This is a genomic window from Nitrospina gracilis 3/211, assembly GCF_000341545.2.
Classification (GTDB): domain Bacteria; phylum Nitrospinota; class Nitrospinia; order Nitrospinales; family Nitrospinaceae; genus Nitrospina; species Nitrospina gracilis.
Genome location: NZ_HG422173.1, coordinates 182,820 through 207,382, shown reverse-complemented (window position 1 = coordinate 207,382; position 24,563 = coordinate 182,820). Strand labels below are relative to the sequence as shown.

The following is a 24,563-nucleotide window of genomic DNA, read 5'->3' as shown; positions in this document are numbered from 1 at the left end:
TCTCTCCTTATATGAAGCCGTCCTCTTGTAGAGGCCGCAGACGGAACCGGTCAGACAAACCGGTTCACCACGGCTTTCACCGAGGACAGATAGGAACTTCCAAAAAGGTTGAGGTGATTGAGCAGATGGTACAGATTGAAAATCTGTTTCCGGTTTTCGTAACCCGGATTCAGCGGAAACACTTCGTGATAGGCGTCGTAAAACCGTTGCGGCAGACGGCCGAACAGTTCCGTCATTGCGAGATCTGCTTCTCGCAGACCGAAATAGCTGGCCGGATCGAAGATGCAGGGCGTTCCGTAGCGGTCGGCAAAGTAATTCCCCGACCACAGGTCTCCGTGAAGCAGGGCGGGCTTTTCGCCCTCCAGGTCCATCAGCAGGTGAAGTTTGTTGAGAAGCAGGTCGAGACGCTGGTCCACGCTGGTGGGAAGCAGGCCGCGTTTCCGCGCCAGTTCCTGCTGAAACCGCAGGCGGTGTTCGCGGAAGAAAACAAGCGGATCGGTCTCCGGTTTGTTGACCTGCACCGTGGAGCCGATGTAGTTGTCGCGGTCGAAACCGTAAAACTGGTGCGACATGTGGTGAAGTCCCGCCAGCCCGCGTGAGAAACGTTCGTGGAAATCACTATTGGGCGTGCCCGGCTCGATGTATTCGAGAAGCAGGTAGCGGGGGTTGATTTCTTCCGGCAGACCTATGACCTGCGGCACGCGGGGGCCGTTTTTGGCTCGGCCCATGAGGCGGAGCGCATCCGCTTCGCGCGCGAAGAAGTCGGGCGGCGGTTGGCCGTTGTGCTTGACGAACACGCGGTCGCCGTTGGACAGGGTCAGGAGGAGCGTTTCATTGATGCACCCCCCGCCGATGGATTGCGTGTTCCGGATTTCCACCGGTTGGCCATAGGCCGTTTTCAGCACGCCGTGCAGTTCGTTTTTCATAAAGACCGATTTCAGAATCGGGTTTTTATGTATTCCAGGATCTGTGGACAGGTCCTGTTCACGATCTCGAACACGTCTTCAAATCCGGACTGTCCACCGTAGTAAGGGTCGGGTACGTCCAGGTCGCCGTTGGCCTGCGGATCGAATGAGCGGAACAGCTTGAGTTTTTTTTCGGCCACTTCCGGCGAACACATGTATTCCAGGCTTTGCAGGTTGGAGCGGTCCATTGCGATCACCAGGTCGTAGCGGCGGAAATCCCCGGGCTGGAACTGCTGGGCGATGGAGGCCAACCGGACTCCTTTTTTGCGGGCGGTCGATTCCATGCGCCGGTCCGGAGGGGAGCCTGCATGCCAATTGCCCGTCCCGGCCGAGTCGATGATGATTTTTTCCTGTAATTTCTGTGAGTTGACGAGGTGCTGGAACACCCCTTCGGCGAGCGGCGAGCGGCAGATGTTACCGAGGCAAACAAAGCAGATTTCAATGGTTTTGGAAGGGCCCATTGTATAATTGATTTGGCGGCGGAATCCGTTTAAGATGACGCGTGGTTTCCTTACCGGAAAAGCACCTCACGCCCTTTGCACTTTCAAAGTCAAACCGATTCATTCATTGTAAAGTCCGCATCGGGCGGCTTCAACTGCCTTTTGATTAAAAATTATTAATATATCGCATGAAGGATTCCGTTTTGATCGAACGTTATACACTGCCCGAAATGGCTTTCATCTGGAAGCCGGAAAATCGTTTTCGCATCTGGCTCGCCATTGAAATCCATGCCTGCGAAGCGCTCGCCGATCTCAAACAAATTCCGCAGGAGGCGGTGGACACGATCAAGCAGAAAGCCGGGTTCGACGTTTCCCGCATCGACGAAATCGAAAAGGAAGTGAAGCACGACGTCATTGCATTTTTGACGTCGGTTGCGGAATACGTGGGGCCGGAAGCGCGATTCATGCATGTGGGCATGACGTCGTCCGACGTTCTCGACACGGCGCTGGCGGTGCAGTTGAAGGACGCTTCCACCCTAATCCTGCGTGAGCTCGAGCGCTTTGCCGAGGTATTGAAGCAACGCGCGCTGGAGCACAAGCACACGCCGGTCATCGGGCGCACGCACGGCATTCATGCGGAACCGACGTCATTCGGGCTGAAACTGGCGAACTGGTACGAAGAGGTCAACCGCAACCGGGAACGTCTGGAGCAGGCACGGGACCAAATCGCCGTTGGGCAGATCTCCGGTGCGGTCGGCGTGTTCGCGGGGATCGACGTGGATGTGGAGGAATACGTCTGCGACCAGCTGGAATTGAAGCCGGCGCGCATCTCAAGCCAGGTCATCCAGCGTGACCGGCACGCGCAGTTTTTCACCACACTGGCGATCGTCGCCACCACGCTGGAGAAGATTGCCACTGAAATCCGGCATTTGCAGAAAACCGAAGTGCTGGAAGCGGAAGAATATTTTTCAAAGGGGCAGAAGGGGTCCTCGGCGATGCCGCACAAGCGCAACCCCGTGGTCTCCGAACAGATTTGCGGGCTGGCGCGCGTGGTGCGGGCCAACGCCCTGGCGGCGATGGAGAACATGCCGCTGTGGCACGAACGCGATATCAGCCACTCGTCGGTGGAGCGCATCATCGGGCCGGACAGCACCATCCTCGTTCACTACATGCTGAACAAGATGATCCGCCTGATCGAGCAGTTGGTGGTGTATCCGGACAACATGATGCGCAACCTGGAATTGACGAAAGGACTGGTTTTTTCCGAACACGTTTTGCTCGCGCTCACGCGCAAGGGCGTGACGCGGGACGAGGCGTACCGCATGGTGCAACGCAACGCCATGCAGGTGTGGGAGCAGGGGGGCGATTTCGTCTCTCTGTTGAAGCAGGATAAGGACATAAAGGAAAAGTTGAGCACCGATGAAATCGATCAGGCGTTCGACCTGAAGAAGCATTTGCGGAATGTGGACCGCATTTTTGAGAGGGTGTTCAATAAATAGGATGAGAACATGAAACGATTGGAAAAAATATACGAAGGCAAGTCTAAAAACATTCACACCACCGAAGACCCGGATCTGTTGATCCAGTATTTCAAGGACGATGCGTCCGCGTTCAACGGTATCAAGAAAGGCGAGATCGTGGACAAGGGGATTGTCAACAACCACGTGTCGGCGGCGATCTTCAAGTTTCTCGAAGGCAAGGGCATCAAAACCCACATGGTGAAAGAGTTGAACGACCGAGAGATGCTGGTGAAGAAGCTGGATATTATCCTGGTCGAAGTCGTTCTGCGCAACGTGGTGGCGGGCAGTCTGGCCAAGCGCATGGGCCGGCCGGAAGGCGAAACGCTGAAGAATCCCATTCTCGAGTTCTATTACAAGAACGACGATCTGGGCGATCCGATGATCAACGAGTACCACATCCGCGAATTCGGACTGGCGACGGATGATGAGATCGAGATGCTCTGCGAAAAGGGTCTGAAGATCAACCAGCTGTTGTGGGATTACTTCAAGGAGCGCAAGATCCGCCTTGTGGATTTCAAACTGGAGTTTGGGCGCCACAAGGGAGAAATTTTGCTGGGCGACGAGATCAGCCCCGACGGATGCCGCCTGTGGCACTGGGATACGAACGAGAAGATGGACAAGGACCGCTTCCGTTTCGACCTGGGGCAGGTCAAGGAAAAGTACGAAGAAGTGTATCACATGATCTGTGGTTGACCGGACGGGGGCCGCTTGCGGCCCCCGGCCTTCACAGTTCCTTGCAGGTGACTTTGGTGGGGGGCGTCATGCCGCATTCCATCGATTCGGTCCGGCCGCTGGCGGCCCCGGCGCACGCGGTGCTGATGCCCGTCTGCACGGTGGTTTCGTAGTCCATGCCTTCCACCTGCTGGCAGATGTCGTAGCCGTTGTACGAGATGCACACCTCGCACTGGTACTTGCTTCCCGACCAGATCATCATGAAGGTCATACCTCCAAAAATTCCCAGGAACAAAATGGTGGCCACGGCGGCCTTGTTCAGTTTCATGGCAGTTACAGATTTCCTTCCTCGGACATGTAGTTCGACACGTCGACAAAAAAATTGTTGCGGTAAAAAATAAGTTCTTCAATGGACTCCCGAACATCGGTGAGTGCCATATGCGCGTCGCTTTTTTTTGGCAGGCGTGTGCCGTTCGGATACCAGCGGCGGATCACTTCCTTGATGGACGTCACGTCGATGTTGCGGTAGTGCAGGTAGTCCGTGAGGTTTTTCATGTAGCGGTCGAGAAAGCGCCGGTCCTGCTGGATGGAGTTGCCGCAGAGTGGTGAGGTTTTGTATGGAACATACTGCTTGATGAAGTCCAGCGTCCGCTGTTCGGCTTCTTCCACGGTCAGGGTCGATTCCTTCACTTTCTGAATGAGGCCGGAAGCGGAATGGGTTTTCTGGTTCCAATCATCCATCCGTTCCAGAATGGCGTCGTCCTGATGGATCACAAGGCAGGGTCCCTCCGCCAGGATATTGAGCTGGCTGTCAGTGACGATGGTGGCGATTTCAATGATTTCTTCCTTGTCCGGATCCAACCCGGTCATTTCCAGGTCCATCCACACCAGATTGCTGGAATCCACAAGACTCATAAGTCGACTTTCATGACGGCCGGGTTGCACGCAGGTATGCGGGTATTCCGGCCTGTTTTCTTCATAACGGGTTGAGAAACCGATTCTAACCCAATTCTTTTGATATTAAAACCACCACCGGGACCGAAACGGGCCTCTGGCTGGGGTCATTTCACCAGTCCATACAGGATGGCTTTCTGCAGGTGCAGACGATTTTCCGCCTGGTCGAAGACGATCGAGGCGGGGCCGTCGATCACTGAAGCGCCGACCTCCTCTCCCCTGTGCGCGGGCAGGCAGTGCATGAACACGGCGTTCGGGTTGGCGAAGGACATCACCATGTCGTCCACCGTGTAATCAGCGAGATCGTGCAGGCGTTTTGTGCGTTCCTCTTCCTGCCCCATGCTGGCCCACACGTCCGTGTACACCACGTCCGCGTTTTTGGCGGCTTCTTCGATGTTGTCCGTCAGGCAGATGTCGAGCTCATCCCGTTCCGCGTCGTCGAGAATCCATTCCATGGCTTTGGGGGTGATGGTGTAATTTGGCGGGCTGGCGATGGAAATATGCATGCCCATGCGGATGCAGGCGAACAGTAGAGACACCGCCATGTTGTTGCCGTCGCCGATGTAGGCGAGCTTCAACCCCTCCAGTTTGCCGAAGTGTGCGCGGATGGTCATCATATCGGCCAGCGCCTGGCAGGGATGATTGAAATCGGTGAGCCCGTTGATGATGGGGATGGTCGCGTGCTTCGCAAGTTCTACAATGTCGTCGTATGCGAAGGTGCGGATCATCACCGCATCGAGATAACGAGACAGCACTTTTGCGGTGTCGCTGATGGATTCGCCGCGCGATAACTGCATATCGCCGGGACTGAAAAAGAGCGCCTGCCCGCCCAGCTGGAACATGCCAACCTCGAACGAAATGCGGGTGCGGGTCGATTGCTTGTGGAAAATCATGCCCAGTGATTTTCCGGCAAGCGCATTGCGGTAGGCCTCCGGCTGGTGCTTCATGTCGTCCGCGAGATCCAGCAGGGCGGTCAACTGCTCGCGGGTGAAATCCGTGAGCACCAGAAAATCTTTTTGCGGCAAGGAGATGTCCATACGGGCTTTCAGGGGTGCGTCGAAAAGGCATTATTCTACACGATCCCGGCCTGCAGGAATACCCCCGATTGTGCCGGTTTTCAGCGGGAGGATTCCGCCTGTTCCGGCCTTTGGGGAAGGACCTCGGCGGGGTCGCCTGCATCCAGCACCAGGGTCAGGCATTTGTTTGCACCGCCCGCTTTCATGAACTCGTCCACCGGGCAGATGACGACGGCAAAGCCCAGCGACTCCAGCCGCTCCCGCAAGGTGGGTGTGGCGTGATTCATGAAAAGGGTCTTGTGTACGCGGGCGGCGTTGCAGGCAAAGTGTTCGGCATCCTCCTGCGAGACGACGATGCGGTTTTCCGGAGCGATGCGTGCCTCGATCTGCCGCAGACTGTCGGCGTCGAATGCTTCCGGAAAATACATCGCGCGGTCGTCGGGCAGAGAACAGAAGCAGGTGTCGAGGTGGTAAAAGCGGGGATCGACGAGGTTCAACGATACCACCGGCCGGCCCAGTTTCTGTTCGATGAAGCGGTGCGAAGCAAGGTCTGTGCGGAAGCCCCATCCGGCCCAGATCCAGTCCTGCCCCGGTTGTGGGAGGGCGTCGCCTTCGCCTTCGAACGCGATACCATCCGCCAGCTTCACGATCTCTCTGTCATTCTGGCGGAACCATTCCAGGTAATGCGGTTCTTCCCCCTGACGTTCCTTGTGACGGAAACGGCTCAGCACGAATACCCCGTCCACCAGAAGCCCCGCGTTGGCGGTGAACACCATGTCTGGAGATTCGCGCCTCGGCTCGATGAGGTGCACCTCCGCCTTTTCGTTCAACGCATGGTAAAAGGTCTCCCACTGGGCGCGGGCGCGGTCGGTGTCGATGTGGTCGATCTGGTCTTCCATCCACGGATTGATCACGTAACGGACGCCAAAATGGTCTGGCGCACACATCAGCATTTTGGGCTTCATGGCAGACCTCCTGAGAAACAGGGTTCTTATATTTAGATGAGGCCCGCCATGCGGGGGATTCGCCTTAAATTTTAAATAAATATTTGAATTTTTGGATATTACGAAGAATCGAGGGGGGTGGCCGCCCCTTACAGGTTCAGGGTTTCCTCGTACTGGCGGAATACCCCGGTTTCGTACGTGTCGCGGATGGTGCGTATGTTGTTGGTGAGCCACAGGTTGGAGAAATCCGGAGGGTAGGGGGCGAAACTTTTCATCTGGCCGATCATGATGCGCACGTTCTGGTACCAGGAAATGTTTTTCTGTTCCTTGAAGAGAGCGCGGGCCTGGCGCAGCCTCTTCACAGCCTCATCGGTCTTACCATTGCCGAACAGGGCAAGCCCGAGGCCCACGTGCCCCAATCCTTCCTGCGGGCGCATTTCGACTACTTTGTGAAACGCGGCCACGGCCTGGTCGAACCGTTGGACGGCACTCATCATGTTGGCGAGGTTGAACTGAACATCGTAGTGGTTAGGATACTTGTCAGCCAGGGCCTGTGCCGCTTTCATGGCCTCCAGGAAACGCCCGGTTTTTGCGTAAGCAATGCACATTTTCACTCCGGCATAAATGTGCATATTTTTCGGGGGACTGGTTTCAATGTACTTCTGCCACGCGGCGATGGATTCCGCAACAAACTCATCACGATCGAGAGTCAGGGCTTCTTGAAGTTCCGGGCTTTGGGGTGCGGCCACCGCACCGGGAACCGCGGCTGCCAGCCACAGTATCAGGAATGTCATCGGGATAAAAAGGTAACCGCGTGTCATAGGCGTCTCGCTGTCAGTCAGGCCACTTCCGCCGGCTCGTTGGGGAAGATCGGCTTGATCTTGATCAACGGCAAAAGGGCGTTTTTGAGTTGGGTTTTGAACTTGTCCTCTTCCTGGATGATCTTGCGCACGTCTTCCGGCCGCACGTAAAAAACGTTGGACGCGTTTTCCAGCGTGGTGTGGATCACCGCCCGGTCGATTTTCATGTTCAGGTCGGAAAAGACCCTGGTTTCCATCATCATCGTGCCCAGGATATCGTGCGTCTCGACCTTGACCGTGCGTCCTATGATGGACACCTTCAGCTTGATGTCGTTGTACTTGCTCACCTGGTGGCTGGAATTCAGGGCACGGCCGCGGTAAAGCGAGGCGATGTCCAGGTTGCCGACGAACACACGCCGGAGGTCGTCGATCACCTGCTTCTGGATGAAAAAGAAATTAGAGAAATCGACCGGGTCGCCCGTGGCGCTGACCACTTTGAAGATGTCGAACACGTTGTCGTCCAGCGTGTGGACGTTGGCCTCAATGATACTGAGATGATTGAACGCCAGCACCGCCGCGATTTTGTACAGCAGGCCCTGCTGGTCCCGTGTGCACACCACCAGTTCTGCCGGATGTTCCGGTTTGTAAAACAACTCCGTAGCGAAGCCATCACGCGATTTTTTGAACTGGTCGTAGATCTGCAACTGCGATTGAAGATCGCGAGGCAGTCGGATCATTTTCAGAAATTCCTGCTTTACGGGAATCGGCACACTCTCGCGTTTCTTGAACTGTAGCGTGAACTGGTAGAAATACTTGAGCTGGTCGATTTGTGTCTGGGTCATCTTCATCTTGGTACCCGCGCGGTCGGCGTAGGTGAGGAGGATCAGCATCTTGAGCCGCTCGACGTTTTTCTCCACCAGGTCCCAAATCATCTCGTACGTTGTGTCGTCATCCGGATCGAGCATCATGAGGTCCCGCATCATGAGGTGTTTCTCGACGAGGAACGCGATGTCGCGGATCATCTTCTGGTTTTTGCCGAAGCCCAGGTTTTCCAGGATGCGCGGCACCGCGCGCGAACCCACCAGTTCCTCGTTTTCTCCCTCCGTTTTAAGTCCCTTGCCGATGTCGTGCAACAGCACCGACAGGCGCATGGTGGATTTGTCCTTGAGCGAATGGTACAGGCCGGTGAGAAAAGGATCGGCTTCCGGATCGATGTCGAGCCGGTTGAGCGCGTCGAGCGCGGCCAGTACATGGATGTCCGTCGGGAACAGGTGCACGTAAATGTCTTGCAGCAGGCCGCTCAGGTTTTTGAACTCCGGAATGAAAAAGCTTTCCAGCAGGCGGAATTCGTGCAGGTAGCGTAGGGCCCGGGCGAAGTGTTTGCCGCGCAGGATGGCGTGGAACAATTGCTGAATCTGTACCTGATCCGCGCCGCTCTGGAACATCGGCAGCATCTGATCGGCATGGCGTTCGATAGCGCGAACGACCGGGTACGAAAGGAAGTAATTCTTTCGCGACACCCACACGAACAACTCGAGGATGGGCAGGGGCGAATCCCACGTCACGTCTTCCCTGCCTTCCTGGAGTACGATCTGCGATTCCGAGTTGAGTGCGAAATCCGGCGACAGCCGCCGTGCTTTTTCCGTTGAGGGCGTGATGCCGTCCCAGAACAGGTTTCGGCTGAAACGCTTCATCGGCAGGACCGCGTTGAAAAAGTATTCCTGGAAAAATTCCCGAACCTTTCCAGCGTAGCCCATCGACTCCGCGATCACTTCCCGCACCTCGTAGCTGAGTACGTCTCGGTGCGATCCTTTCTGGTGGCAATGCAGGAACAAGCGCATGCGCGAGACGAAATTGAGCGCTTTTTTCATGTTCTTGAAAGCCGTCGTGCTCAGCTTTCCGGTGTTGTACAGCTCCACAAGCAGTTCAAACTGGTTGATTTCGTGATACCCCTCCTGGATGCGCACCAGACTGAGCGCCCAGTACAGGCGCCGCAGTTCTTCTTTCAGGTTCGGTTCCTGGCGGAACACCGTATTCGGCACTTCAAAATAATGTTTGTACTGGAGGCAGTGCCGGATGATTTTGTCCTTGTGAATGAGGCTCGCGGTTTTTATGGAGCTGGTGAACTCGCGGTACACCAGCGGATTGCCTGCCACCATGCGGTGCTCGAGCAGGGAGTGGAACGACGCGACCTCGTTTTCCTTCAGGTCCAGGCTTTCGGTATCGATTTCTGAATGGCCCGTGCTGGCGGCGGTGGGAAAGATGTCCTGGTATACCAGCAGGTAATCGAAGAAATTGATCAGCTGGTAACCCCGTTCCTTTTCTTCTTCTGTCGCCCCGGTGCGGACCACGATCTGCATGTCCACGTCGGAGTGGAAGTACATCTCCTCGCGGCCGTACCCGCCGCGGGCGATCACCGCCACCGGGAAATCATGACTCCCCCACGGTTCGGTTCTGCCGCGGTTGCACATCCACACCGCGCGGGCAAAACCCGTCTGCACCACCGCATCGACCAGTGCCGTGCGTTTCAGCAGCAGCAGATGGCTGTTCTCGGACTGCTGGAGTTCCTCCTGCAACAGGTCGGTCTCATTTTGCACAAACAGGGCGAGCTTCTTTTTGAATTCCAGGTAAAACGGTTGGGGGTTGTTGTCCTGGATGGAAGGCAGGTCCTGCGGGTCGGTGAGCTGGTTCAGCTGGGAGACGAGACTCTCCCTGTATTCCTGAGCTTGCTTTCGGTTGGTCTGATACAGTTCAAGCATCTGGACTCGCCACCTGACTGCCGGGCTCGAAAAGCGACGGCAGGACCGCACAAGGTTCAAATAAAATGGATTGTATCACCCAGCAGAATAAACCAAACCCCCGTGTGTTTCAAGCGGAGCGCCTCAGAATTGCCTGAAAAATCAGTAGGTTATGTCGAGGCTACAGGGTCCGGCCCATGAGTTGCACAAACGGGCGGATGTTTTCCACCAGCCTGACGAACTTTGAAGGCTTGAGCGACTGCGGTCCGTCGGAAAAGGCATTGACCGGATCCGGATGCACCTCGATCATCAACCCGTCCGCTCCGGCGGCCACGGCGGCCCGTGCCATCGGCTCCACCAGGTCCCAGTGACCGGTGGCGTGGCTGGGATCGATCACGACCGGAAGGTGGGTTTCGCGTTTGAGCACCGGCACGCAGGCGATGTCCAGCGTGTTGCGGGTGGCGGTTTCGAAGGTGCGGATGCCGCGCTCGCAGAGGATGACGTCCTTGTTGCCCTCGGACAGAATGTATTCCGCCGACATGAGGAATTCCTTGATGGTGGTCATCATGCCGCGTTTCAGGAGCACGGGTTTGCTCACCTTGCCCAGTTCCTTGAGCAGAGAGAAGTTCTGCACGTTGCGGGCGCCCACCTGCAGCACGTCGGCGTACCGCGCGACCAGTTCCACGTCGCCGGGATTCATGACTTCGGTGACGATGGGCAGGCCCGTTGATTCCTTCGCCTCTTTCAGGAGTTTGAGGCCTTCTTCCTCCAGACCCTGGAAGCTGTACGGAGACGTGCGCGGTTTGAAAGCGCCGCCTCTCAGCATGTTGGCTCCGGCGTGTTTCACGGAACTGGCGGTGGCCATCATCTGGTCATGGCTTTCCACCGAGCAGGGACCGGCAATCAGCGCCAGGCGGTCGCCGCCGATGGCGAACCCGTCGCACTCGATCACCGAATTCGCGTTTTTGATTTCGCGTCCGGCCAGCTTGTACGGTTTGAGGATGGGAATCACGTCCTCGACACCCGGCATGGAGTCGAGCACTTCCATGAGGTGATCCTTGAAATGTTCGTCACCGACCGCTCCGATGACTTTGCGTTCCACTCCCTGGATCTCGTGGGGAGTGAATCCGTTTTCCTTGATTTTATCCTTCACGGCCTGGACCTCCTCAGGGGAGGTGTCCGCCTTGAGCACTACGATCATTGCCAACTCCTTTTGTGAGGTTGGTATCAAATTAGCATGCTTTTAAAAATCCAGTCAAGACAGCACTTTACAAACAATTCAACCGTTTTCCACACCCGGCTGCAAAGCAGGGTTCCACCTTTGTGTTTTCCTGGTTTCAGCAGGGGGCGGGCCGGACGGGAGATGAAATTTTTGACAGCTTTCATGGAAGTGTGATAATTAACAAACTCTTGAGGATTCTCTCCTTTTTTAGACGCACCACTCACTCCCGGAGGCCGGATGGAAATCAAAATCGGACGCGATGCCTTTCTCAACGGGGTGCACAAGGTTCAGGGCATCGTTGAAAGCAAAGGCGCCATGCCCATCCTGTCCCACACGCTGATCTCCACTGAAAAAAAAGGCGTATACCTGCAGGCGACCGACCTCGAAATCGGCATGAAGCGGTTCTGCCCGGCCAACGTGGTCACACAGGGCTCGGTCACCGTCAACGCGCGCAAGCTGTTCGATATATTGAAGGAGCTTCCGGACCTGGAGGTGACGCTGAAAAAGGAGGACAATGACTGGGTGACGATCACCTGCGGCAAGTCGAAGTTCCGCCTGCCCGGCCTGGCGGCCGCGGATTACCCGAAGCTTCCGGAATACAGCGAAGAGCCGCTCATGGAATTCAGCGGACCGCAACTGCGGGAAATGATCCGCAAAACCTATTTCTCGATCTCACCGGACGAAACCCGGCAGGCCCTGAACGGTTTGCTCCTGGAAAAGGAAGACGACCACGTCAACCTGGTTGGCACCGACGGCCATCGCATGACGTTCATCAAGCGGCCCCTGCTCAAGGCCAACGCCGACAAGGTGGACAAGTCCGGTTACCTTTTACCGAAGAAATTGCTGACGGAATTGTTGAAGCTGATGGAAAGCGACGACGCCACCTGCTCGTTTTCCGTGAAGGACAACCAGCTCGCGTTCATCCAGGAACAGCAGGTCATCGTGTCGCGCAAGATCGACGGCAAGTTTCCCAACTATCGGCAGGTGATCCCCGGCGACAACAAACTCAAGGTGACGGTCAACACCGAATCGCTGGTGCATGCGCTCAAGCGCGTGGCCCTTCTGGCGGATGAAAAATCGAAGATGGTGCGGTTCGACATCACCCCCGGGCTGATGACGCTGGTTTCGGAAGGAACCGAGATCGGCAACGCCACCGAGGAACTGGAGATCAATTACGACGGCGAACCGGTTTCCATTGGCCTCAACGCGCGCTACATCCTGGATGTGCTGGCGGTGGTGGAGGAACCGGAGGTGGTGATGAACCTGAAAGATGAAAACCACTCCTGCCTGCTGACCATCAACGACGACAAGGACTACCTTTCCATCGTCATGCCCATGCGGCTGTGATCCGGCGCGTCCCCACCTCAATCTGATTTCTTTTTAAAAATCGAAAAAGCGGTCGAGGGTTTCGTCCGCGCGGGGCAAATGCCCGGTAACGCCTTCCCACACTTCCTTCGTCTCCATGCACAGATAGACGTCCACTTCCGGCGCGCGCCGCTTGATGGTGGTGCGCAGGGTGTCGTAAGCGTGATTGCGCAGGGGCCGCAGGTAACGGAACTTGCCGTCCGACCCGGCGACGTGCTCCTGCGTGAGCAGGCGGGTATGGGGATGCCGCTCCTGCATCATGCGTTTCAGGTTCGGACGGTAGCGGAAACTACCCAGGCTGATCCATTCCAACTGGTGAGCAGGCAGGGTGTCGAAAACCTGTTCGATCAACCGCCCGTACCCTTTCTCCCAACCGTCGAACAGGATTACCGGATCGAGATGGATCCCCACCTTGAAACCGTGTTCCGCGCAACGCCGCGCCGCGTCCAGCCGTTTGGGCAGTGACGGCGTGCCAACTTCTTCCTGCTCGACGATTTCATCCGGGTTCAGCGACCACGACACGATGACGTTGGTGGGGTCGCTTTGTTTGAGCAGGTTGTCCACGCAGTCGGACTTGGTTTTGAGTTCCAGCACCGCGTTGTTCTGCCGGTTGAAAAACGGCACCAGGTAGTCGGTGTAAGGAAGAAGGTCGTCGAGCGCCAGGCTGTCGGTGACCTCGCCGGTGCCGACACGGAACGACCGGTCCGGGTGTTCGCGAAACTCCTCTTCCAGTTCAACCAGCAGGTCGTCGATATTGACGAAGGCGGTGAGCAGGGGATTGTTTTCCAGGAAATCCTGCAGGAAGCAGTATGAACAATCGTACACGCAGTTTTTGATCAGGTTGACGACGTAGTAGTTGCAGCACACCATGCCGGGACTCAGCCCCGGGCACTTTTTGAGAAACGATCCCCTGAAGGTGGTGAGGACGAGCTGCCGCTTGGCCGCTCCGAACACATCGACCGCTTCCTCGCGCAGGGTTTCGACCGCACTTGCCGGTGTGTGGTCACGCCGCACGGGTACGCCGGGAAGGGCCTCCAGCACCCTTTGGGTGAAAGGGTGGTCCGCCGCCGGGGCGTCCAGCACGATGAGGTCGGGTTCGAAGGGCATGGCCTATTTTATTGAAAAAATTAACTTTATTCGATTTTTCGCTATTGTCTGAATGGGGGCTATCTGCGATAATATACAGGTTTTTAGAGGAGGAGGGAACGTGAAATCAAGCACTTTCCCGCCTGTCCTCCTTATTGCCGGATTTTCCCTTTGGGTCTCCGGGCCGGACTTTTGAGTGGCTGAAATGGATTTGGAACCAACGCAGGAATCTTCGTTATTAAGAGACCAGGACTGGCCACAGAAGAAAAAAGGTCCGAGTCCGTTCTGGGTGGTGTTGTACACGCTGATGGGTGTCGGCACGTTCTTTTTTTTCAATAAAGACACCGATCTGGTTCGGGATCTCCTTGGCCTCGTTCCACAGAAACCGGTGCAGGAGATGGTGGATGCCACGCCGCTGGGCCCTGCGGTGGACTGGGTGGAGGAGAAAACCCAGGACTTGCCGAATGAAGGCGGCTGGATCGCCGGTAATGCGGAAGCTTTCATGGCTGAGCTGGAATCGTCCGTTCTGCCGGAGGTAAAGAAGACGGCGTACGACCCTTCCGCGCTGGAACAAAGCCGACTGTACACGCTCGACCTGGAGGTGAAGCTGTCGCTCACGCATTCGTTGTGTGCGCGCCTGCCTGCCGACGACTGCAAACGCCTGTCCGCCTATGCCGCGCGCATTTTGTCGTGGTACCTCGATGTCAGTCAATCGGTGCGCAAGGGCGATCGCCTGTCCCTCATCTACGAGGAAATTGAAAGCGAGGAACGCTTTCGCATCCTGAAGCTGGTGTACGACAGTCATTTTCTGAAACAGGTGATCGAGGCCAACTACTACCGCGCACCCAACATGAAATACGGCAGTTATTTCGATGAATCGGGACGCGAACTGTTTCCCCGTCTGCGCAACCACAGCGCTCCCATCCGGGAATATGAAGCCATCACCTCACTGCCCGGCGACTATCGCAGGGGCAAGGTGGACGGACATCACGGTACCGACTTCAAGGCCGAAGTGGGCACGCCGGTTTACGCCAGTTTCCACGGACGCGTCACCCGCACCAACTGGAACCGCAGTCACAACGGGTATTGCATCGAGATCGTGCATCCGCGCGAAGGGGTACGCACACTCTACCTGCACCTCGACCGGGTTATGGTGCGGCGGGGAGAATACGTGAAACGCGGCCAGCAGATCGGCACTTCCGGCAACACCGGACGCAGTTTCGCGCCGCATCTGCACTACGAGGTGCGCCGCTTGGGCAAGGGCGGCCGCATTCACAACCCGTTCGAGTTCAGGCACCACAAAACCCACGTGCGCCGAATCCCCTCGCAGGCGATGGATGAATTCACCTCCCGGGTGCGGCATTACGACGCGGTTCTGCAGGGCAAACCCTTCCTGCAGGTCAGGTCCGAAACGCAAAAGAAAGCCAACTCCTGATCGGTTCCCGCGCTCGCATCACGTTTCGGCAATCCCTCTCCCAACCTGTATAATTGAAACCATTCACCCTGCGTGAATTGCAGGGTATTTTTTTGTCTTACGAAAGGAAAGCGTTTTCCGTGCGTTCCGGAAAAATCAAAATCAAGGTCTCGAAAACAGTGCAGAAGCGCATATTGAGCGGCGATCCGTGGGTGCGGTTCTACCAGATGAAAGACCGCAAGGTGTCGGGTGCCGCAGGCGACCTGGGCGTGGTGTACGATTCCGCTAACAAGTTCCTCGCCATCGGTTTGTTTGATCCTTACTCCGACATCCGTCTGCGTATCCTGCAAACCCGCAAACCGGTGATCATCGACCGCGACTTTTTCATGGAGCGGTTGCATTCCGCGGCGGTTTTACGCGAAGGACTGGAAGGCGGGGCCACGACGGGATACCGCCTCGTCAACGGAGAGAACGACGCCCTGCCGGGGCTGGTGGTGGACCGCTACGCGGAAACCCAGATCGTGAAAGTGTACACCTCCGCATGGTTGCCGCATTTGCCGATTCTGATGGCGTTGTTGACGGAAGAGTTCGGCGCACAGCGATTGGTTCTACGTTTGAGCCGCCACGTACAGAAAGTCGATGCAGGCGGATACCGGGACGGGCAGGTGCTGGCCGGCGCGCCGCTTGCGGGTCCGGTCGAGTTTCTGGAAAACGGATTGCGTTTCACAGCCGATGTGTTGGCGGGACAAAAGACGGGGTTCTTTCTCGATCAACGTGACAACCGGCAGGAAGTGCGCCAGCGTGCCTCCGGCAAAACGGTGCTCAACGTGTTCAGTTACAGCGGAGGATTTTCCGTTTACGCGCTGGCAGGAGAATGCGAATCGGTTACGGAACTAGAAATCAGCCGACCCGCGCTCGACGGCGCGCGTGCCAATGCGGTGTTGAATTTCGGTAAAGAGGTAGCGAGTTCGGGGCGGTTCTCACAAATTCAGGGAGATGCATTTGAAGTGCTGGAACGCCTGCATACGGAAGGCAAAACATTCGACCTGGTGATCCTGGATCCACCGGCGTTCGCCAAAAGCAAAAAGGACAAGCCGAATGCGCTTCGCGCTTATCAGCGGCTGGTGCAACTGGGGGCCCGGGTGACCTCAAAATACGGGATTCTGTTCGCGGCGTCGTGTTCCGCTCCGGTGGAAGCGGATGAGTTTTACCGGGCAGTCGAGCAGGGACTGAAATCCGCGGGCCGAACCGCCAGAAGCCAGATCAAAACGGGACATGCACCGGATCACCCGGTGACCTTCCGGGAAGGAGCGTATCTCAAGGGGGTGTTTCTGGAGCTTTCTGCCTAAATCAACGAATATAAGGAGTTACTGGAGCGCTAAGGGCAGGGAAAACGCGCAAAAAGGAATGATGAATCAGAAGGAGAGGAAAATTTTGGGCGCTGAAACGATACCAGTTGCAAATAACTGCTTTGAGATTTCCCTGAATACAACCTTCGAACTTGTAAAAGAGAAACAATCCCAAATCAATACCAAGTAAGCGGGAGCAACCTCAGCTCTTCTTCCGTTTCGTAGCTTTTCTCTTGGTCGCTTTCTTTTTGGTTGCCTTCTTCTTGGTCGCTTTTTTCTTAGTAGCTTTTTTCTTGGTAGCCTTTTTCTTCGTGGCTTTTTCTTTGTTGCTTTTTTCTTTGTTACTTTCTTTTTCGTTTTCGCCTTGGCTTTGGTTTTCGCCTTAGCCTTGGTCTTGGTCTTGGTTTTTGCTTTGGATTTCTTCTTGGTTGCCATCAAGAACTCCTTTCGTTTAAAAATATCTGGTATGTCTCAGCGCCCAAATATTTTAAGGTATTTTATTCCATACACTTACTTTGTCAAGAAAATATTGTCAAAAAATGAGGCAGTTGTGGTTTGATGGGTGACGTGTTCATGGTTTTGTCTGCATGTTCCACAGCGTGTGTGCTCCATTTGTTTTATAGCATGCATGTCGGAAACATGCATAAAATGGCCTTAGAATAGAGGACTGCTTTTTTTGCATCAAAAAAAAGTTTTGAGCAATGAACATTTTGCATGTTGAACCAGAACCGAAAAAAACTGAAAAAAATTTATGAGTGTTCGTATCCCCATTCACCCCATTCCCGGTTTGGACATGTGCTCGCGGCTTGTTCACGGGGTCAGCCCGCGTTGCGTGGTTCATGAGGATGGAACCGTCGAACCGTTGCATCTGGGAAGAGACAAAATGGAAAGCGCGTCGGTGGAGCACCGCCGATGGTTTTTACAATCACTGGGTATCGAACACGATCGCCTGTTCCTCGCAAAGCAGGTTCACAGCGACCGTGTTGTGGTGATCGACCGCGAATCGATGACCCCGGCGCAGGTGGGCGGCCAGGAAGCGGACGCGCTGGTGACCCATATGGAAAACACGCCTGTCGGAGTGATGACTGCGGATTGCGTTCCCATTATCCTCTACGACGAAAAGGCGCATGCCGTGGGCGTGGTGCATGCCGGGCGGCGCGGCACCCAGCAGGGAATCCTCACTCGAACGCTCGATGCCATGAAAGTGATCTACGGAAGCCGTCCGGAGCAGGTGGTGATGGGGCTCGGGCCGTCCATCGGCCCCTGCTGTTACGAGGTGGACGAGGATTGCATCACCCCGTTCAAAAACCGGGATGGGGGCTGGCAGGCCTTCAGCACACCGGGCAAGCCGGGCAAGTACATGCTAAATTTATGGATGGCCAACCGCATGGAAGCCGAACGGGCGGGTATCCTTCCAGATCACATTCATCTCCACGGCGATTGCACCGCCTGCCATCCTGACCGCTGGTTCTCCTACCGCAGGGAAGGGCAAACCGGACGCATGATCACCCTCGCCATGCTGAAAGACTGAATTACCCCATTGCCAGGCCGGATTGCTCGCGTGTTCGTGCTACAATATTTTCCATCACGATCCGATTTTGAATCAGAAGGCGGCACCGGTTCGGATGAAAGCAATCCTTCGGCGCTGTCTCTTGAATAAGTCAAGTAACCACGATCTCATCCGAAAAGTATCCCGTGTCCCAGACTCCCGCACCCAAACTGCCATTTCCCGTTGAATGGATTAAAACCCAGCCTCAAAAGGTTGAGGAATTGCTCAACAAATTATCGGTAGCGGACCAGGCCCGCTGTGTCCTGCAACTGCACGGCGTGCAACAACAGGCACTCATCCTGCTGTCGAAACAGGCGATGTCCGTGGTGCGCGCCCTGCCGGACGAGGAGCTGTACCAGACGGTGAAGGAGATCGGGCAGGAAGACGCCCTGCCGCTCATAGCCATCTGTTCGCAGAAGCAACTCCAGTTCATGTTTGACATGGAGTGGTGGCAGGCGGATAAATTTTCTCCCAAACGGGCCGTGGAATGGCTGGCACTGGTCGCCGACGCCAACGACCAGCAAATCCTGCACTGGCTTTATACCGAGGACTTCGACCAGAAGGTCATGGTTCTTCAGTCCCTCATCAAGGTGTACAAGCGCGACGAGATGACGGACCAGTATGAGAATGTGGAGAACCTGCCGCATTACTCGCCGGACGGGGTTTATGACATTTACTTCAAGGACGCCGAGGCGGAAAAACCCCTCACCCGTATTTTCAAAATGTTGTATAGCGAAAACCAGAAACTGTTGCATTCGCTTATGGAGGGCGTCATCTGGTACGGCGTGACACCGACGGTGGAGACGTCCTACCGCTGGTACCTGTCGCGCAATGAGGAGCGGGGGGTGCTTTCGTTCGAGGAAGCCTTCCAGGTGTACAGCCTGCTCGACGCGCAGACGCTCAAGGAATCACTGCCCTCCGCCGACGATTTCCGCACCGAGGACATCCGCCACACCCTCGCTCCCGCGTTTCCGTTGGAGGACCTCGATCCGGGAACGTTCTTTGGGCAGTGCCTGGCCATCGTGAAATCAGCCGAACGGTTCCATGCCATCAGTTGGGAACTGGCGTGGCTGTTTCATAAAGTGATGGTGGCAGACCGGCGTGACTTTGCCGACATCCACCAGCGTCACGAGGCGATGCGCAAACTTCTGGGCTACATCAACATCGGCCTCGAACTCGGTGCGGGGGGGGGACATCCAGAAGGGCGAGACCCTGCTCACCAAAACCTACATGCAGTCGCTGTTCCAGGTGGGGTACGCGGCGCTTATGCGGCTCAAGTGGGAAGGCGAGAAGCTGCTCAAGGAAAACGGACGGCTGGTGGAGTACGTGTTGCCTTCGGGCCTGGTCGATCACTTCGCCGCGATCGTGGACCGCTTCCCGAAAATCGGCGTGCTGGTGCAGGAGGGCGACGAGATCGCCGAAACCAACGTCCAGTGGGCTCACCCGCGCGCGCTGGAAGACCTCGCTCTCATGGAAGATTTCCTGATAAAAACCCGGTTTTACGTGCGGCTGGCCAAGCAGGGATTCAATCTGGATGAAAAACGCATCGAAAAATTGAAGGACCAGTGCACGCATCCCGCGTCCGTCGACGACATCAATATAATTGTTTTGACCACCACAGCGCTGGCGCAGTCCACGCTGTTTGGTCATCTGGCGTGCGACCCCCTGCCGGAGGTGGCTGCGAAAACGTTTTTGCAAACCGTGTTCGTCCACAACATCCATGCCGACGACCCGCACACCGTGGACGAGGACAAGGTGGCGGCCTTCCGGGACACGCTTTTGGGCACTTCGATGGCGTGGAGCGACGAGGACCGGGCTTCCCTCGAGCAGTTGCTGAAAGATGCGGTCGCCAACCTGGAACACCATTTCGGCAGGCTGAACCTGAAGGAGAAGATCGATTGGAAATTCACCCGCGGCCTGCTTTTGCAGTGAATACGGTGTGGTTTCAGGAGGTTAGGAGAGCGGTCCCGCCCGGACCGTTTTTTTGATTTTCAAAAGCGGAAAAAGAGTGTACCATCACTCTCCACCCTGAAGCCGGAAGGCCTTCCGCAAGGCCTCTACGGCGGGTATTGAGTCACGAGGTTGTTATGGCAGAAGAAAACAAGGACAGCAAAATCATCATCGACACACCACCGCCCAAGCCCGAGAGGATCCTTCCCAAACCCGAGTTTGTGGAAGAAGAATCCGGTCAGTTGGACCCGCGCAAGGAAGATCCGGGCATGATGGAATCGTACGGCACGTTTCCCGTCTGGATGCTCAAGGGAATCCAGATGCTGACCCCGGACGCGCTGGTGCAGAAAAATCCCTCAAAGAAAAAATACCGAGTCTGACCCAACCCATGCGAACCATCAAACGGGCGCTGATCAGCGTCTCTGACAAGACGGATGTCGTCGAATTCGCCAAGCAGTTGAGCGAACGCGGTGTGCAGATTCTTTCCACCGGCGGTACGGCGCGGATGCTGGAAGAAAACGGCATCCAGGTCATTCCCATTTCCGATTACACGGGATTCCCGGAAATGATGGGCGGCCGGATCAAAACCCTGCACCCGAAGGTGCACGGGGCCATCCTGGGGCGCCGCGACGACCCCGAACACATGCAGGCGATGAAGGACCACGGCATCGAACCCATTGATCTGGTCGTCATCAACCTGTACCCGTTCGAGGCGACCATCGCACGGGACGATTGCACGCTGGCCGACGCGATCGAGAATATCGATATCGGCGGTCCGACGATGGTGCGTTCCTCCGCGAAGAATTACAAAGACGTCGCCATTGTGGTCAATCCGGACGACTACAAGGTGGTCATCGAGGAAATGGACGCCAACAATGGAGAAGTGACGGAGGCCACGCGCCAGCGGCTGAGCCGCGATGCGTTTGCCCTGACCGCGCGCTACGATGCGGCCATCAACCGTTACCTGTCCCTGCAGATCGAGGGTCCGGACAGTTTTCCGCCCACCTACCAGCAGACTTTTCTCAAGGTTCAGGACCTGCGTTACGGCGAAAACCCGCATCAGGCGGCGGCCTTGTACCGTGAGTACCAGACGCTGGAGACGGATGTGGTGCAGGCGCGGCAGCTGCAGGGCAAGGAACTGTCGTTCAACAACTTCATCGACATGAACGCAGCATGGGAATGCGCCATCGAGTTTGAAGAGCCGGCGGCGGTGGTCATCAAGCACACCAACCCGTGCGGCGTCGCCATCGGAAAGGACCAACTGGATGTGTTCATCCGGGCGCGGGAGACGGACCCCGTCTCCGCATTCGGTGGAGTGTTGGGATTCAACCAGGTGGTCACGGCCCAGACGGCGGAAGAGATCCTCAAAAACTTCGTGGAAGTCGTCATTGCCCCGGGTTTCGAGCCGGAAGCCCTGTCCCTGTTCGCCGCCAAGAAAAACGTGCGTGTGATGGAGATGCCCACGGCGAAACCCAACCCCGAAAAGAAACGCCTCGACCTGAAACGCATTGGTGGCGGTCTGCTGGTGCAGAATGCGGACGACGTCACGCTCAACCGCACCACGCTCAAAACGGTGACCAAACTGCAACCGGACGATGCCACCCTTCGCACGCTGGAATTCGCGTGGACCGTCGCCAAGCACGTCAAATCCAACGCCATCATTTACGCCCGCGATACCGAGACCGTCGGTGTCGGTGCGGGTCAGATGAGTCGCGTGGACTCCGCTCGCCTCGCCATCGACAAGGCCAACAAGCCGGTGGATGGATGCGTGATGGCCTCCGACGCCTTCTTCCCGTTCCGCGACTCCATCGACGCTGCGGCGAAAAGCGGCATCCGGGCCATCATCCAGCCCGGCGGCTCTATCCGTGACAAGGAAGTGATCGAAGCTGCGGACGACCACGGCATCGCCATGGTGTTCACCGGCATCCGCCACTTCCGACACTGATTCCGGTCCCTTTCTCCCTCCTCTTCGTGTCCCGTGTTCCCCACGGCCCTCAACTTTACGGAAATTCTTCCGTAAAGAATTGAAAAGATTTGTCCAAAACGATATCTCCAGAAATTCTTCCCATGCACTTGCGGGGCCTGTTTATTCTAGAAACATGAAACGGGTCTTTACGGAGGGCCGTCATGAACTGGACCCAAATCACATCCAGGTTCAAATTCAAATTGCCGAGAATCCGGTTTTCGGTGCTCCTGCTTGAAAAACTCATCATCGCTGGTTTTTACGCTTCGTTGATGTTCATCGCCTTTGGGGTGATGGCCTATTATTACTTCCAGCCTTACTTTCAGAGCCTGAAAAATAAAGACGCCTTCCGTTACCAGCAGGCGGTGGGAGAAATAAAAGAATTGCACTTCCTCGAGGCGTTTCGGCAGTTTTCCGAGTTGGAAGACATCGAAATGAAAAAGCTTTATCTTGAACGCTATGAACGCTGGCAGAAACAGTTCAAACAGGACCCGAAGTTTCGTCTGGAACAGAGGCGGGAACGCAAGGAAACAATGGAAAAGGCGCGGGAAGCGCGTCTGGAAGATCATGCCAAAGCGGTTTCCAACATCCGCTATACCAACCGCCTGTCCAGCATGCTGGCCGAGCGCCTTCGCTGGGGCCAGGCAGGCCCATGGGAAAAAGGCCTTATCCTGCGTGAAAAGTGCGTTTACTACCTGAAACAGGAACAATCGGAACGCGTATCAACTCCGCAAGGAGAGTACCAGTCCAGCCTGGTGGAGACGTTTCAGGACACGCGGCTGGGTGGAATGACGCCGGAGTTGTTCTGCGCCGACCTCATTCCGCTTGAGGACAACCCCCGTGCCATCGGTCATGCGTTTGAGAAGTTGAAAGAGAAGCTGGATTATTTCAAGTATCTTCAGTTGCTTGGGGAGATCGGGATGAAGGAAAGTGAAGTGTTTACCTTCACCGAAAAGCTGGAGGGAATGACCGAAGACCTGGCCGGCACCTGATTTCTCCCCAATTCATTACCGTCCGCCGGAAGATTCTGCGGATTGTTTGGAACCCGCCCCGTTCTGTGGCCCGGACCCCTCTTTTTCCAGGATGGCCGTCATCAGTTGCTTGATCTCGTTGTTGTTCTTGATTTCAGGAAGCTCACCTTTGCCGGTTTCCGTGTAAATGATCAACTGGCGCAGCGGGCGGATGACCAGATTATAAGTGTATCCTGCCGCTATCAGCGAAAACAACCCGCCGACCACCGCGATCCAGATCGATTCGTTGCCGAGGCGGTCCGCGGTGCGCATGAGGGATTGCTTGAGCAGGCCGAACTGTTCCGCGCTCAGGGTGACCGGGTCGATGCCCGTCAGCAGACGCTCCACCTGGGCCATTTGGATATTCAGGTAAAACGCCATGTAGCCGAGAATGGCGATCACCACCATGTAACCCGCCATGATGAGGTTGATGATGCTTTTTCGTTCGCCGGGCAGTTCGTCCCGGAATATTCCAAGTTTCATGGGTATTGAATCCTTATGGTATGCAGCGGTGTTTCACCGCAGGGTTCCGTGCAGGAACAGGCGGTCCCGGACCGAAAAGGGCACGGGAATCGGGCAATGGGATTTGATTAAACCCTAACCTCAAAGGCGGGGAGAGGTCAAATATTTTACCGGGAAGCGTTGCCAAGCCGTGTTGTTTGTTGCTGCGTTTCCAGTGCGCGCCGGACCCGGCCCCAGTCGAAGGCGGATCCGGGGTCGTATTTGCATTTGACGCCGGGGGTGGTGCCCGCCTGAACGTGAAAATGGCCAAGAATTCCGCGAAAGGTGGCGAAATTGCGCAGGCGGGAGAGCGGCGTTCTACCTGTATTTTTGTCGAAGGGCACCTTCAAGCCAATACCCGGTAGCAGGGCGTGGACTCCGAAACACAACCGAATGAGCGCCTCGTACTGCTGCTCCGTGAAATCCCACATGCGTACCATCCTGCCGTTGACCCTGCGGCTGAAATAACCCCGTTGGCCGTACGTTCTGGCCGGCCTGGCCACAAAACCGGGAGTGCGAAGCGTGTTCCGGTACGCCTGCGGCAACTGCAACCGCCAGTGTGTCCCCTGCTTCACGTAGGCATCCTTCTCGGCGCGGTAAAGGTCGGACTCCTCCGCCCGGGCCTGCCACGAGAGGTTCGCCATTTCCACATGGATGGCGCGTTCGTTGCCTTTGCGGTCGTCGGCGGGAGCCGTGTTGGTTTTCCAGTACAGATCGCAGGTCTGGTAGAGCGTGCCGTCGAGGTCGAGATAAAAATGGCTTCCCATGAACGCGCTTTTCTGGAGCACTTCATGGCAGTGGCGGGAGGTGTAGCACACGTCGTAATGCAGGACCAACTGGTGCACCGTTTGTGTGAGTTCCTCGTAAGCACGATCAGGATCGGCGATCCGGTAGGCGTCGAAAGGCTGTGTTGGTGCGTCATTCAGTTCCGCAGGATGTTGATGACACGAAGCGCGTCCGCGCGGATGAGGACAGCGAAACCCGCCCGCGTGGTTCCACAACACGACCGGCGAGTCGATATCCACGGTTCGGCCGCAGGCGACGATGACTTGACTGGGGGTGGTGTCTTGCATGATGTGCGATGCCGGGGCGCCGGGCGGCGCTG

The 24,563-nt window shown here is 56.3% G+C and carries 23 protein-coding genes and 1 pseudogene; 11 read left to right on the top strand and 13 right to left on the bottom strand.

Features of this window, described 5'->3' with window-relative positions:
• Positions 1-50: 50 nt before the first annotated feature.
• Positions 51-926, bottom strand: coding sequence for a fructosamine kinase family protein (locus TX82_RS00970; RefSeq protein WP_005011274.1), 876 nt, complete (start codon positions 924-926; stop codon positions 51-53).
• Between the two features lie 11 nt (positions 927-937).
• Entirely contained in the window at positions 938-1,426 is a 489-nt protein-coding gene (locus TX82_RS00965; RefSeq protein WP_005011272.1) for a low molecular weight protein-tyrosine-phosphatase, read from the bottom strand.
• A gap of 182 nt (positions 1,427-1,608) precedes the next feature.
• Here TX82_RS00965 and purB point away from each other — a divergent pair, with 182 nt between their 5' ends.
• Both purB and purC read left to right on the top strand, forming a co-directional pair.
• Positions 1,609-2,904, top strand: a complete 1,296-nt coding sequence (gene purB / locus TX82_RS00960) for an adenylosuccinate lyase (protein WP_042250222.1) — start codon at positions 1,609-1,611, stop codon at positions 2,902-2,904.
• Positions 2,905-2,913: 9 nt separating this feature from the next.
• On the top strand, positions 2,914-3,618 hold the full coding sequence (gene purC / locus TX82_RS00955) for a phosphoribosylaminoimidazolesuccinocarboxamide synthase (protein ID WP_005011267.1): 705 nt from the start codon (positions 2,914-2,916) through the stop codon (positions 3,616-3,618).
• A gap of 31 nt (positions 3,619-3,649) precedes the next feature.
• Here purC and TX82_RS00950 read toward each other — a convergent pair whose 3' ends face one another.
• The 7 genes from TX82_RS00950 to aroF form a co-directional block, all read right to left on the bottom strand.
• Positions 3,650-3,925 carry a hypothetical protein gene (locus TX82_RS00950; protein WP_005011266.1) on the bottom strand — a complete coding sequence of 92 codons (276 nt, stop codon included), beginning with the start codon at positions 3,923-3,925 and terminating at the stop codon, positions 3,650-3,652.
• A gap of 5 nt (positions 3,926-3,930) precedes the next feature.
• Positions 3,931-4,512 (bottom strand): oligoribonuclease, encoded by a 582-nt coding sequence (gene orn / locus TX82_RS00945; RefSeq protein ID WP_005011265.1) that lies wholly within the window; start codon positions 4,510-4,512, stop codon positions 3,931-3,933.
• A 146-nt stretch (positions 4,513-4,658) separates the two neighbouring features.
• Positions 4,659-5,588 carry an ornithine carbamoyltransferase gene (gene argF, locus TX82_RS00940; RefSeq protein WP_005011264.1) on the bottom strand — a complete coding sequence of 310 codons (930 nt, stop codon included), beginning with the start codon at positions 5,586-5,588 and terminating at the stop codon, positions 4,659-4,661.
• Positions 5,589-5,668: 80 nt separating this feature from the next.
• Positions 5,669-6,532 carry a dimethylarginine dimethylaminohydrolase family protein gene (locus TX82_RS00935; protein WP_005011263.1) on the bottom strand — a complete coding sequence of 288 codons (864 nt, stop codon included), beginning with the start codon at positions 6,530-6,532 and terminating at the stop codon, positions 5,669-5,671.
• 128 nt (positions 6,533-6,660) lie between these two features.
• Positions 6,661-7,305, bottom strand: coding sequence for a tetratricopeptide repeat protein (locus TX82_RS00930; protein ID WP_222822938.1), 645 nt, complete (start codon positions 7,303-7,305; stop codon positions 6,661-6,663).
• Positions 7,306-7,349: 44 nt separating this feature from the next.
• On the bottom strand, positions 7,350-10,070 hold the full coding sequence (locus TX82_RS00925) for a [protein-PII] uridylyltransferase family protein (RefSeq protein ID WP_005011261.1): 2,721 nt from the start codon (positions 10,068-10,070) through the stop codon (positions 7,350-7,352).
• Between the two features lie 160 nt (positions 10,071-10,230).
• Complete coding sequence (aroF, locus tag TX82_RS00920; RefSeq protein ID WP_005011260.1) at positions 10,231-11,250, bottom strand: 3-deoxy-7-phosphoheptulonate synthase; 1,020 nt, start codon at positions 11,248-11,250, stop codon at positions 10,231-10,233.
• 258 nt (positions 11,251-11,508) lie between these two features.
• Between aroF and dnaN the strand changes: the two genes are divergently transcribed.
• Complete coding sequence (dnaN, locus tag TX82_RS00915; RefSeq protein WP_005011256.1) at positions 11,509-12,618, top strand: DNA polymerase III subunit beta; 1,110 nt, start codon at positions 11,509-11,511, stop codon at positions 12,616-12,618.
• 33 nt (positions 12,619-12,651) lie between these two features.
• Here the strand turns inward: dnaN and TX82_RS00910 are convergent, their stop codons facing one another.
• Positions 12,652-13,743, bottom strand: a complete 1,092-nt coding sequence (locus TX82_RS00910; protein WP_005011255.1) for an SPL family radical SAM protein — start codon at positions 13,741-13,743, stop codon at positions 12,652-12,654.
• Positions 13,744-13,927: 184 nt separating this feature from the next.
• Between TX82_RS00910 and TX82_RS00905 the strand changes: the two genes are divergently transcribed.
• Positions 13,928-15,157, top strand: a complete 1,230-nt coding sequence (locus tag TX82_RS00905) for a M23 family metallopeptidase (RefSeq protein ID WP_005011254.1) — start codon at positions 13,928-13,930, stop codon at positions 15,155-15,157.
• Between the two features lie 119 nt (positions 15,158-15,276).
• Positions 15,277-16,485 (top strand): class I SAM-dependent rRNA methyltransferase, encoded by a 1,209-nt coding sequence (locus TX82_RS00900; protein ID WP_237100522.1) that lies wholly within the window; start codon positions 15,277-15,279, stop codon positions 16,483-16,485.
• A gap of 66 nt (positions 16,486-16,551) precedes the next feature.
• Here the strand turns inward: TX82_RS00900 and TX82_RS16100 are convergent, their stop codons facing one another.
• Positions 16,552-16,920 carry a hypothetical protein gene (locus tag TX82_RS16100; protein ID WP_042250219.1) on the bottom strand — a complete coding sequence of 123 codons (369 nt, stop codon included), beginning with the start codon at positions 16,918-16,920 and terminating at the stop codon, positions 16,552-16,554.
• A 316-nt stretch (positions 16,921-17,236) separates the two neighbouring features.
• On the opposite strand from TX82_RS16100, the gene pgeF reads away from it, so the two are divergent.
• The 6 genes and pseudogenes from pgeF to TX82_RS00865 all read left to right on the top strand — a co-directional run bounded on the left by pgeF (position 17,237) and on the right by TX82_RS00865 (position 22,939).
• A complete protein-coding gene (gene pgeF, locus TX82_RS14875; protein ID WP_005011251.1) occupies positions 17,237-18,016 on the top strand; it encodes a peptidoglycan editing factor PgeF in 780 nt (259 codons plus the stop codon).
• 164 nt (positions 18,017-18,180) lie between these two features.
• Positions 18,181-19,206: pseudogene (locus TX82_RS16600) on the top strand (DUF6178 family protein); the annotation flags it as partial.
• A 58-nt stretch (positions 19,207-19,264) separates the two neighbouring features.
• Entirely contained in the window at positions 19,265-19,966 is a 702-nt protein-coding gene (locus TX82_RS16095) for a DUF6178 family protein (RefSeq protein ID WP_244874996.1), read from the top strand.
• Positions 19,967-20,121: 155 nt separating this feature from the next.
• Entirely contained in the window at positions 20,122-20,364 is a 243-nt protein-coding gene (locus TX82_RS00875; protein WP_005011246.1) for a hypothetical protein, read from the top strand.
• Positions 20,365-20,372: 8 nt separating this feature from the next.
• Complete coding sequence (purH, locus tag TX82_RS00870; protein ID WP_005011239.1) at positions 20,373-21,929, top strand: bifunctional phosphoribosylaminoimidazolecarboxamide formyltransferase/IMP cyclohydrolase; 1,557 nt, start codon at positions 20,373-20,375, stop codon at positions 21,927-21,929.
• A gap of 182 nt (positions 21,930-22,111) precedes the next feature.
• The gene (locus TX82_RS00865) at positions 22,112-22,939 is read left to right on the top strand and encodes a hypothetical protein (RefSeq protein WP_005011238.1); all 828 of its coding nucleotides are present in this window, start codon (positions 22,112-22,114) and stop codon (positions 22,937-22,939) included.
• A gap of 15 nt (positions 22,940-22,954) precedes the next feature.
• Here the strand turns inward: TX82_RS00865 and TX82_RS00860 are convergent, their stop codons facing one another.
• The gene (locus tag TX82_RS00860) at positions 22,955-23,440 is read right to left on the bottom strand and encodes a hypothetical protein (RefSeq protein WP_005011236.1); all 486 of its coding nucleotides are present in this window, start codon (positions 23,438-23,440) and stop codon (positions 22,955-22,957) included.
• Between the two features lie 146 nt (positions 23,441-23,586).
• The gene (locus TX82_RS00855) at positions 23,587-24,531 is read right to left on the bottom strand and encodes a peptidoglycan recognition protein family protein (protein ID WP_005011234.1); all 945 of its coding nucleotides are present in this window, start codon (positions 24,529-24,531) and stop codon (positions 23,587-23,589) included.
• Positions 24,532-24,563 lie beyond the last annotated feature (32 nt).

Excerpts from the sequence above, each read along its gene's own strand:
- TX82_RS00970 (WP_005011274.1), bottom strand. The coding sequence starts at position 926 with ATGAAAAACGAACTGCACGGCGTGCTGAAAACGGCCTATGGCCAACCG.
- TX82_RS00965 (WP_005011272.1), bottom strand. The coding sequence starts at position 1,426 with ATGGGCCCTTCCAAAACCATTGAAATCTGCTTTGTTTGCCTCGGTAAC.
- purC (WP_005011267.1), top strand. The coding sequence starts at position 2,914 with ATGAAACGATTGGAAAAAATATACGAAGGCAAGTCTAAAAACATTCAC.
- TX82_RS00950 (WP_005011266.1), bottom strand. The coding sequence starts at position 3,925 with ATGAAACTGAACAAGGCCGCCGTGGCCACCATTTTGTTCCTGGGAATT.
- orn (WP_005011265.1), bottom strand. The coding sequence starts at position 4,512 with ATGAGTCTTGTGGATTCCAGCAATCTGGTGTGGATGGACCTGGAAATG.
- argF (WP_005011264.1), bottom strand. The coding sequence starts at position 5,588 with ATGGACATCTCCTTGCCGCAAAAAGATTTTCTGGTGCTCACGGATTTC.
- TX82_RS00935 (WP_005011263.1), bottom strand. The coding sequence starts at position 6,532 with ATGAAGCCCAAAATGCTGATGTGTGCGCCAGACCATTTTGGCGTCCGT.
- TX82_RS00930 (WP_222822938.1), bottom strand. The coding sequence starts at position 7,305 with ATGACATTCCTGATACTGTGGCTGGCAGCCGCGGTTCCCGGTGCGGTG.
- TX82_RS00925 (WP_005011261.1), bottom strand. The coding sequence starts at position 10,070 with ATGCTTGAACTGTATCAGACCAACCGAAAGCAAGCTCAGGAATACAGG.
- aroF (WP_005011260.1), bottom strand. The coding sequence starts at position 11,250 with ATGATCGTAGTGCTCAAGGCGGACACCTCCCCTGAGGAGGTCCAGGCC.
- dnaN (WP_005011256.1), top strand. The coding sequence starts at position 11,509 with ATGGAAATCAAAATCGGACGCGATGCCTTTCTCAACGGGGTGCACAAG.
- TX82_RS00910 (WP_005011255.1), bottom strand. The coding sequence starts at position 13,743 with ATGCCCTTCGAACCCGACCTCATCGTGCTGGACGCCCCGGCGGCGGAC.
- TX82_RS00905 (WP_005011254.1), top strand. The coding sequence starts at position 13,928 with ATGGATTTGGAACCAACGCAGGAATCTTCGTTATTAAGAGACCAGGAC.
- TX82_RS16100 (WP_042250219.1), bottom strand. The coding sequence starts at position 16,920 with ATGGCAACCAAGAAGAAATCCAAAGCAAAAACCAAGACCAAGACCAAG.
- pgeF (WP_005011251.1), top strand. The coding sequence starts at position 17,237 with ATGAGTGTTCGTATCCCCATTCACCCCATTCCCGGTTTGGACATGTGC.
- TX82_RS16095 (WP_244874996.1), top strand. The coding sequence starts at position 19,265 with ATGCAGTCGCTGTTCCAGGTGGGGTACGCGGCGCTTATGCGGCTCAAG.
- TX82_RS00875 (WP_005011246.1), top strand. The coding sequence starts at position 20,122 with ATGGCAGAAGAAAACAAGGACAGCAAAATCATCATCGACACACCACCG.
- purH (WP_005011239.1), top strand. The coding sequence starts at position 20,373 with ATGCGAACCATCAAACGGGCGCTGATCAGCGTCTCTGACAAGACGGAT.
- TX82_RS00865 (WP_005011238.1), top strand. The coding sequence starts at position 22,112 with ATGAACTGGACCCAAATCACATCCAGGTTCAAATTCAAATTGCCGAGA.
- TX82_RS00860 (WP_005011236.1), bottom strand. The coding sequence starts at position 23,440 with ATGAAACTTGGAATATTCCGGGACGAACTGCCCGGCGAACGAAAAAGC.
- TX82_RS00855 (WP_005011234.1), bottom strand. The coding sequence starts at position 24,531 with ATGCAAGACACCACCCCCAGTCAAGTCATCGTCGCCTGCGGCCGAACC.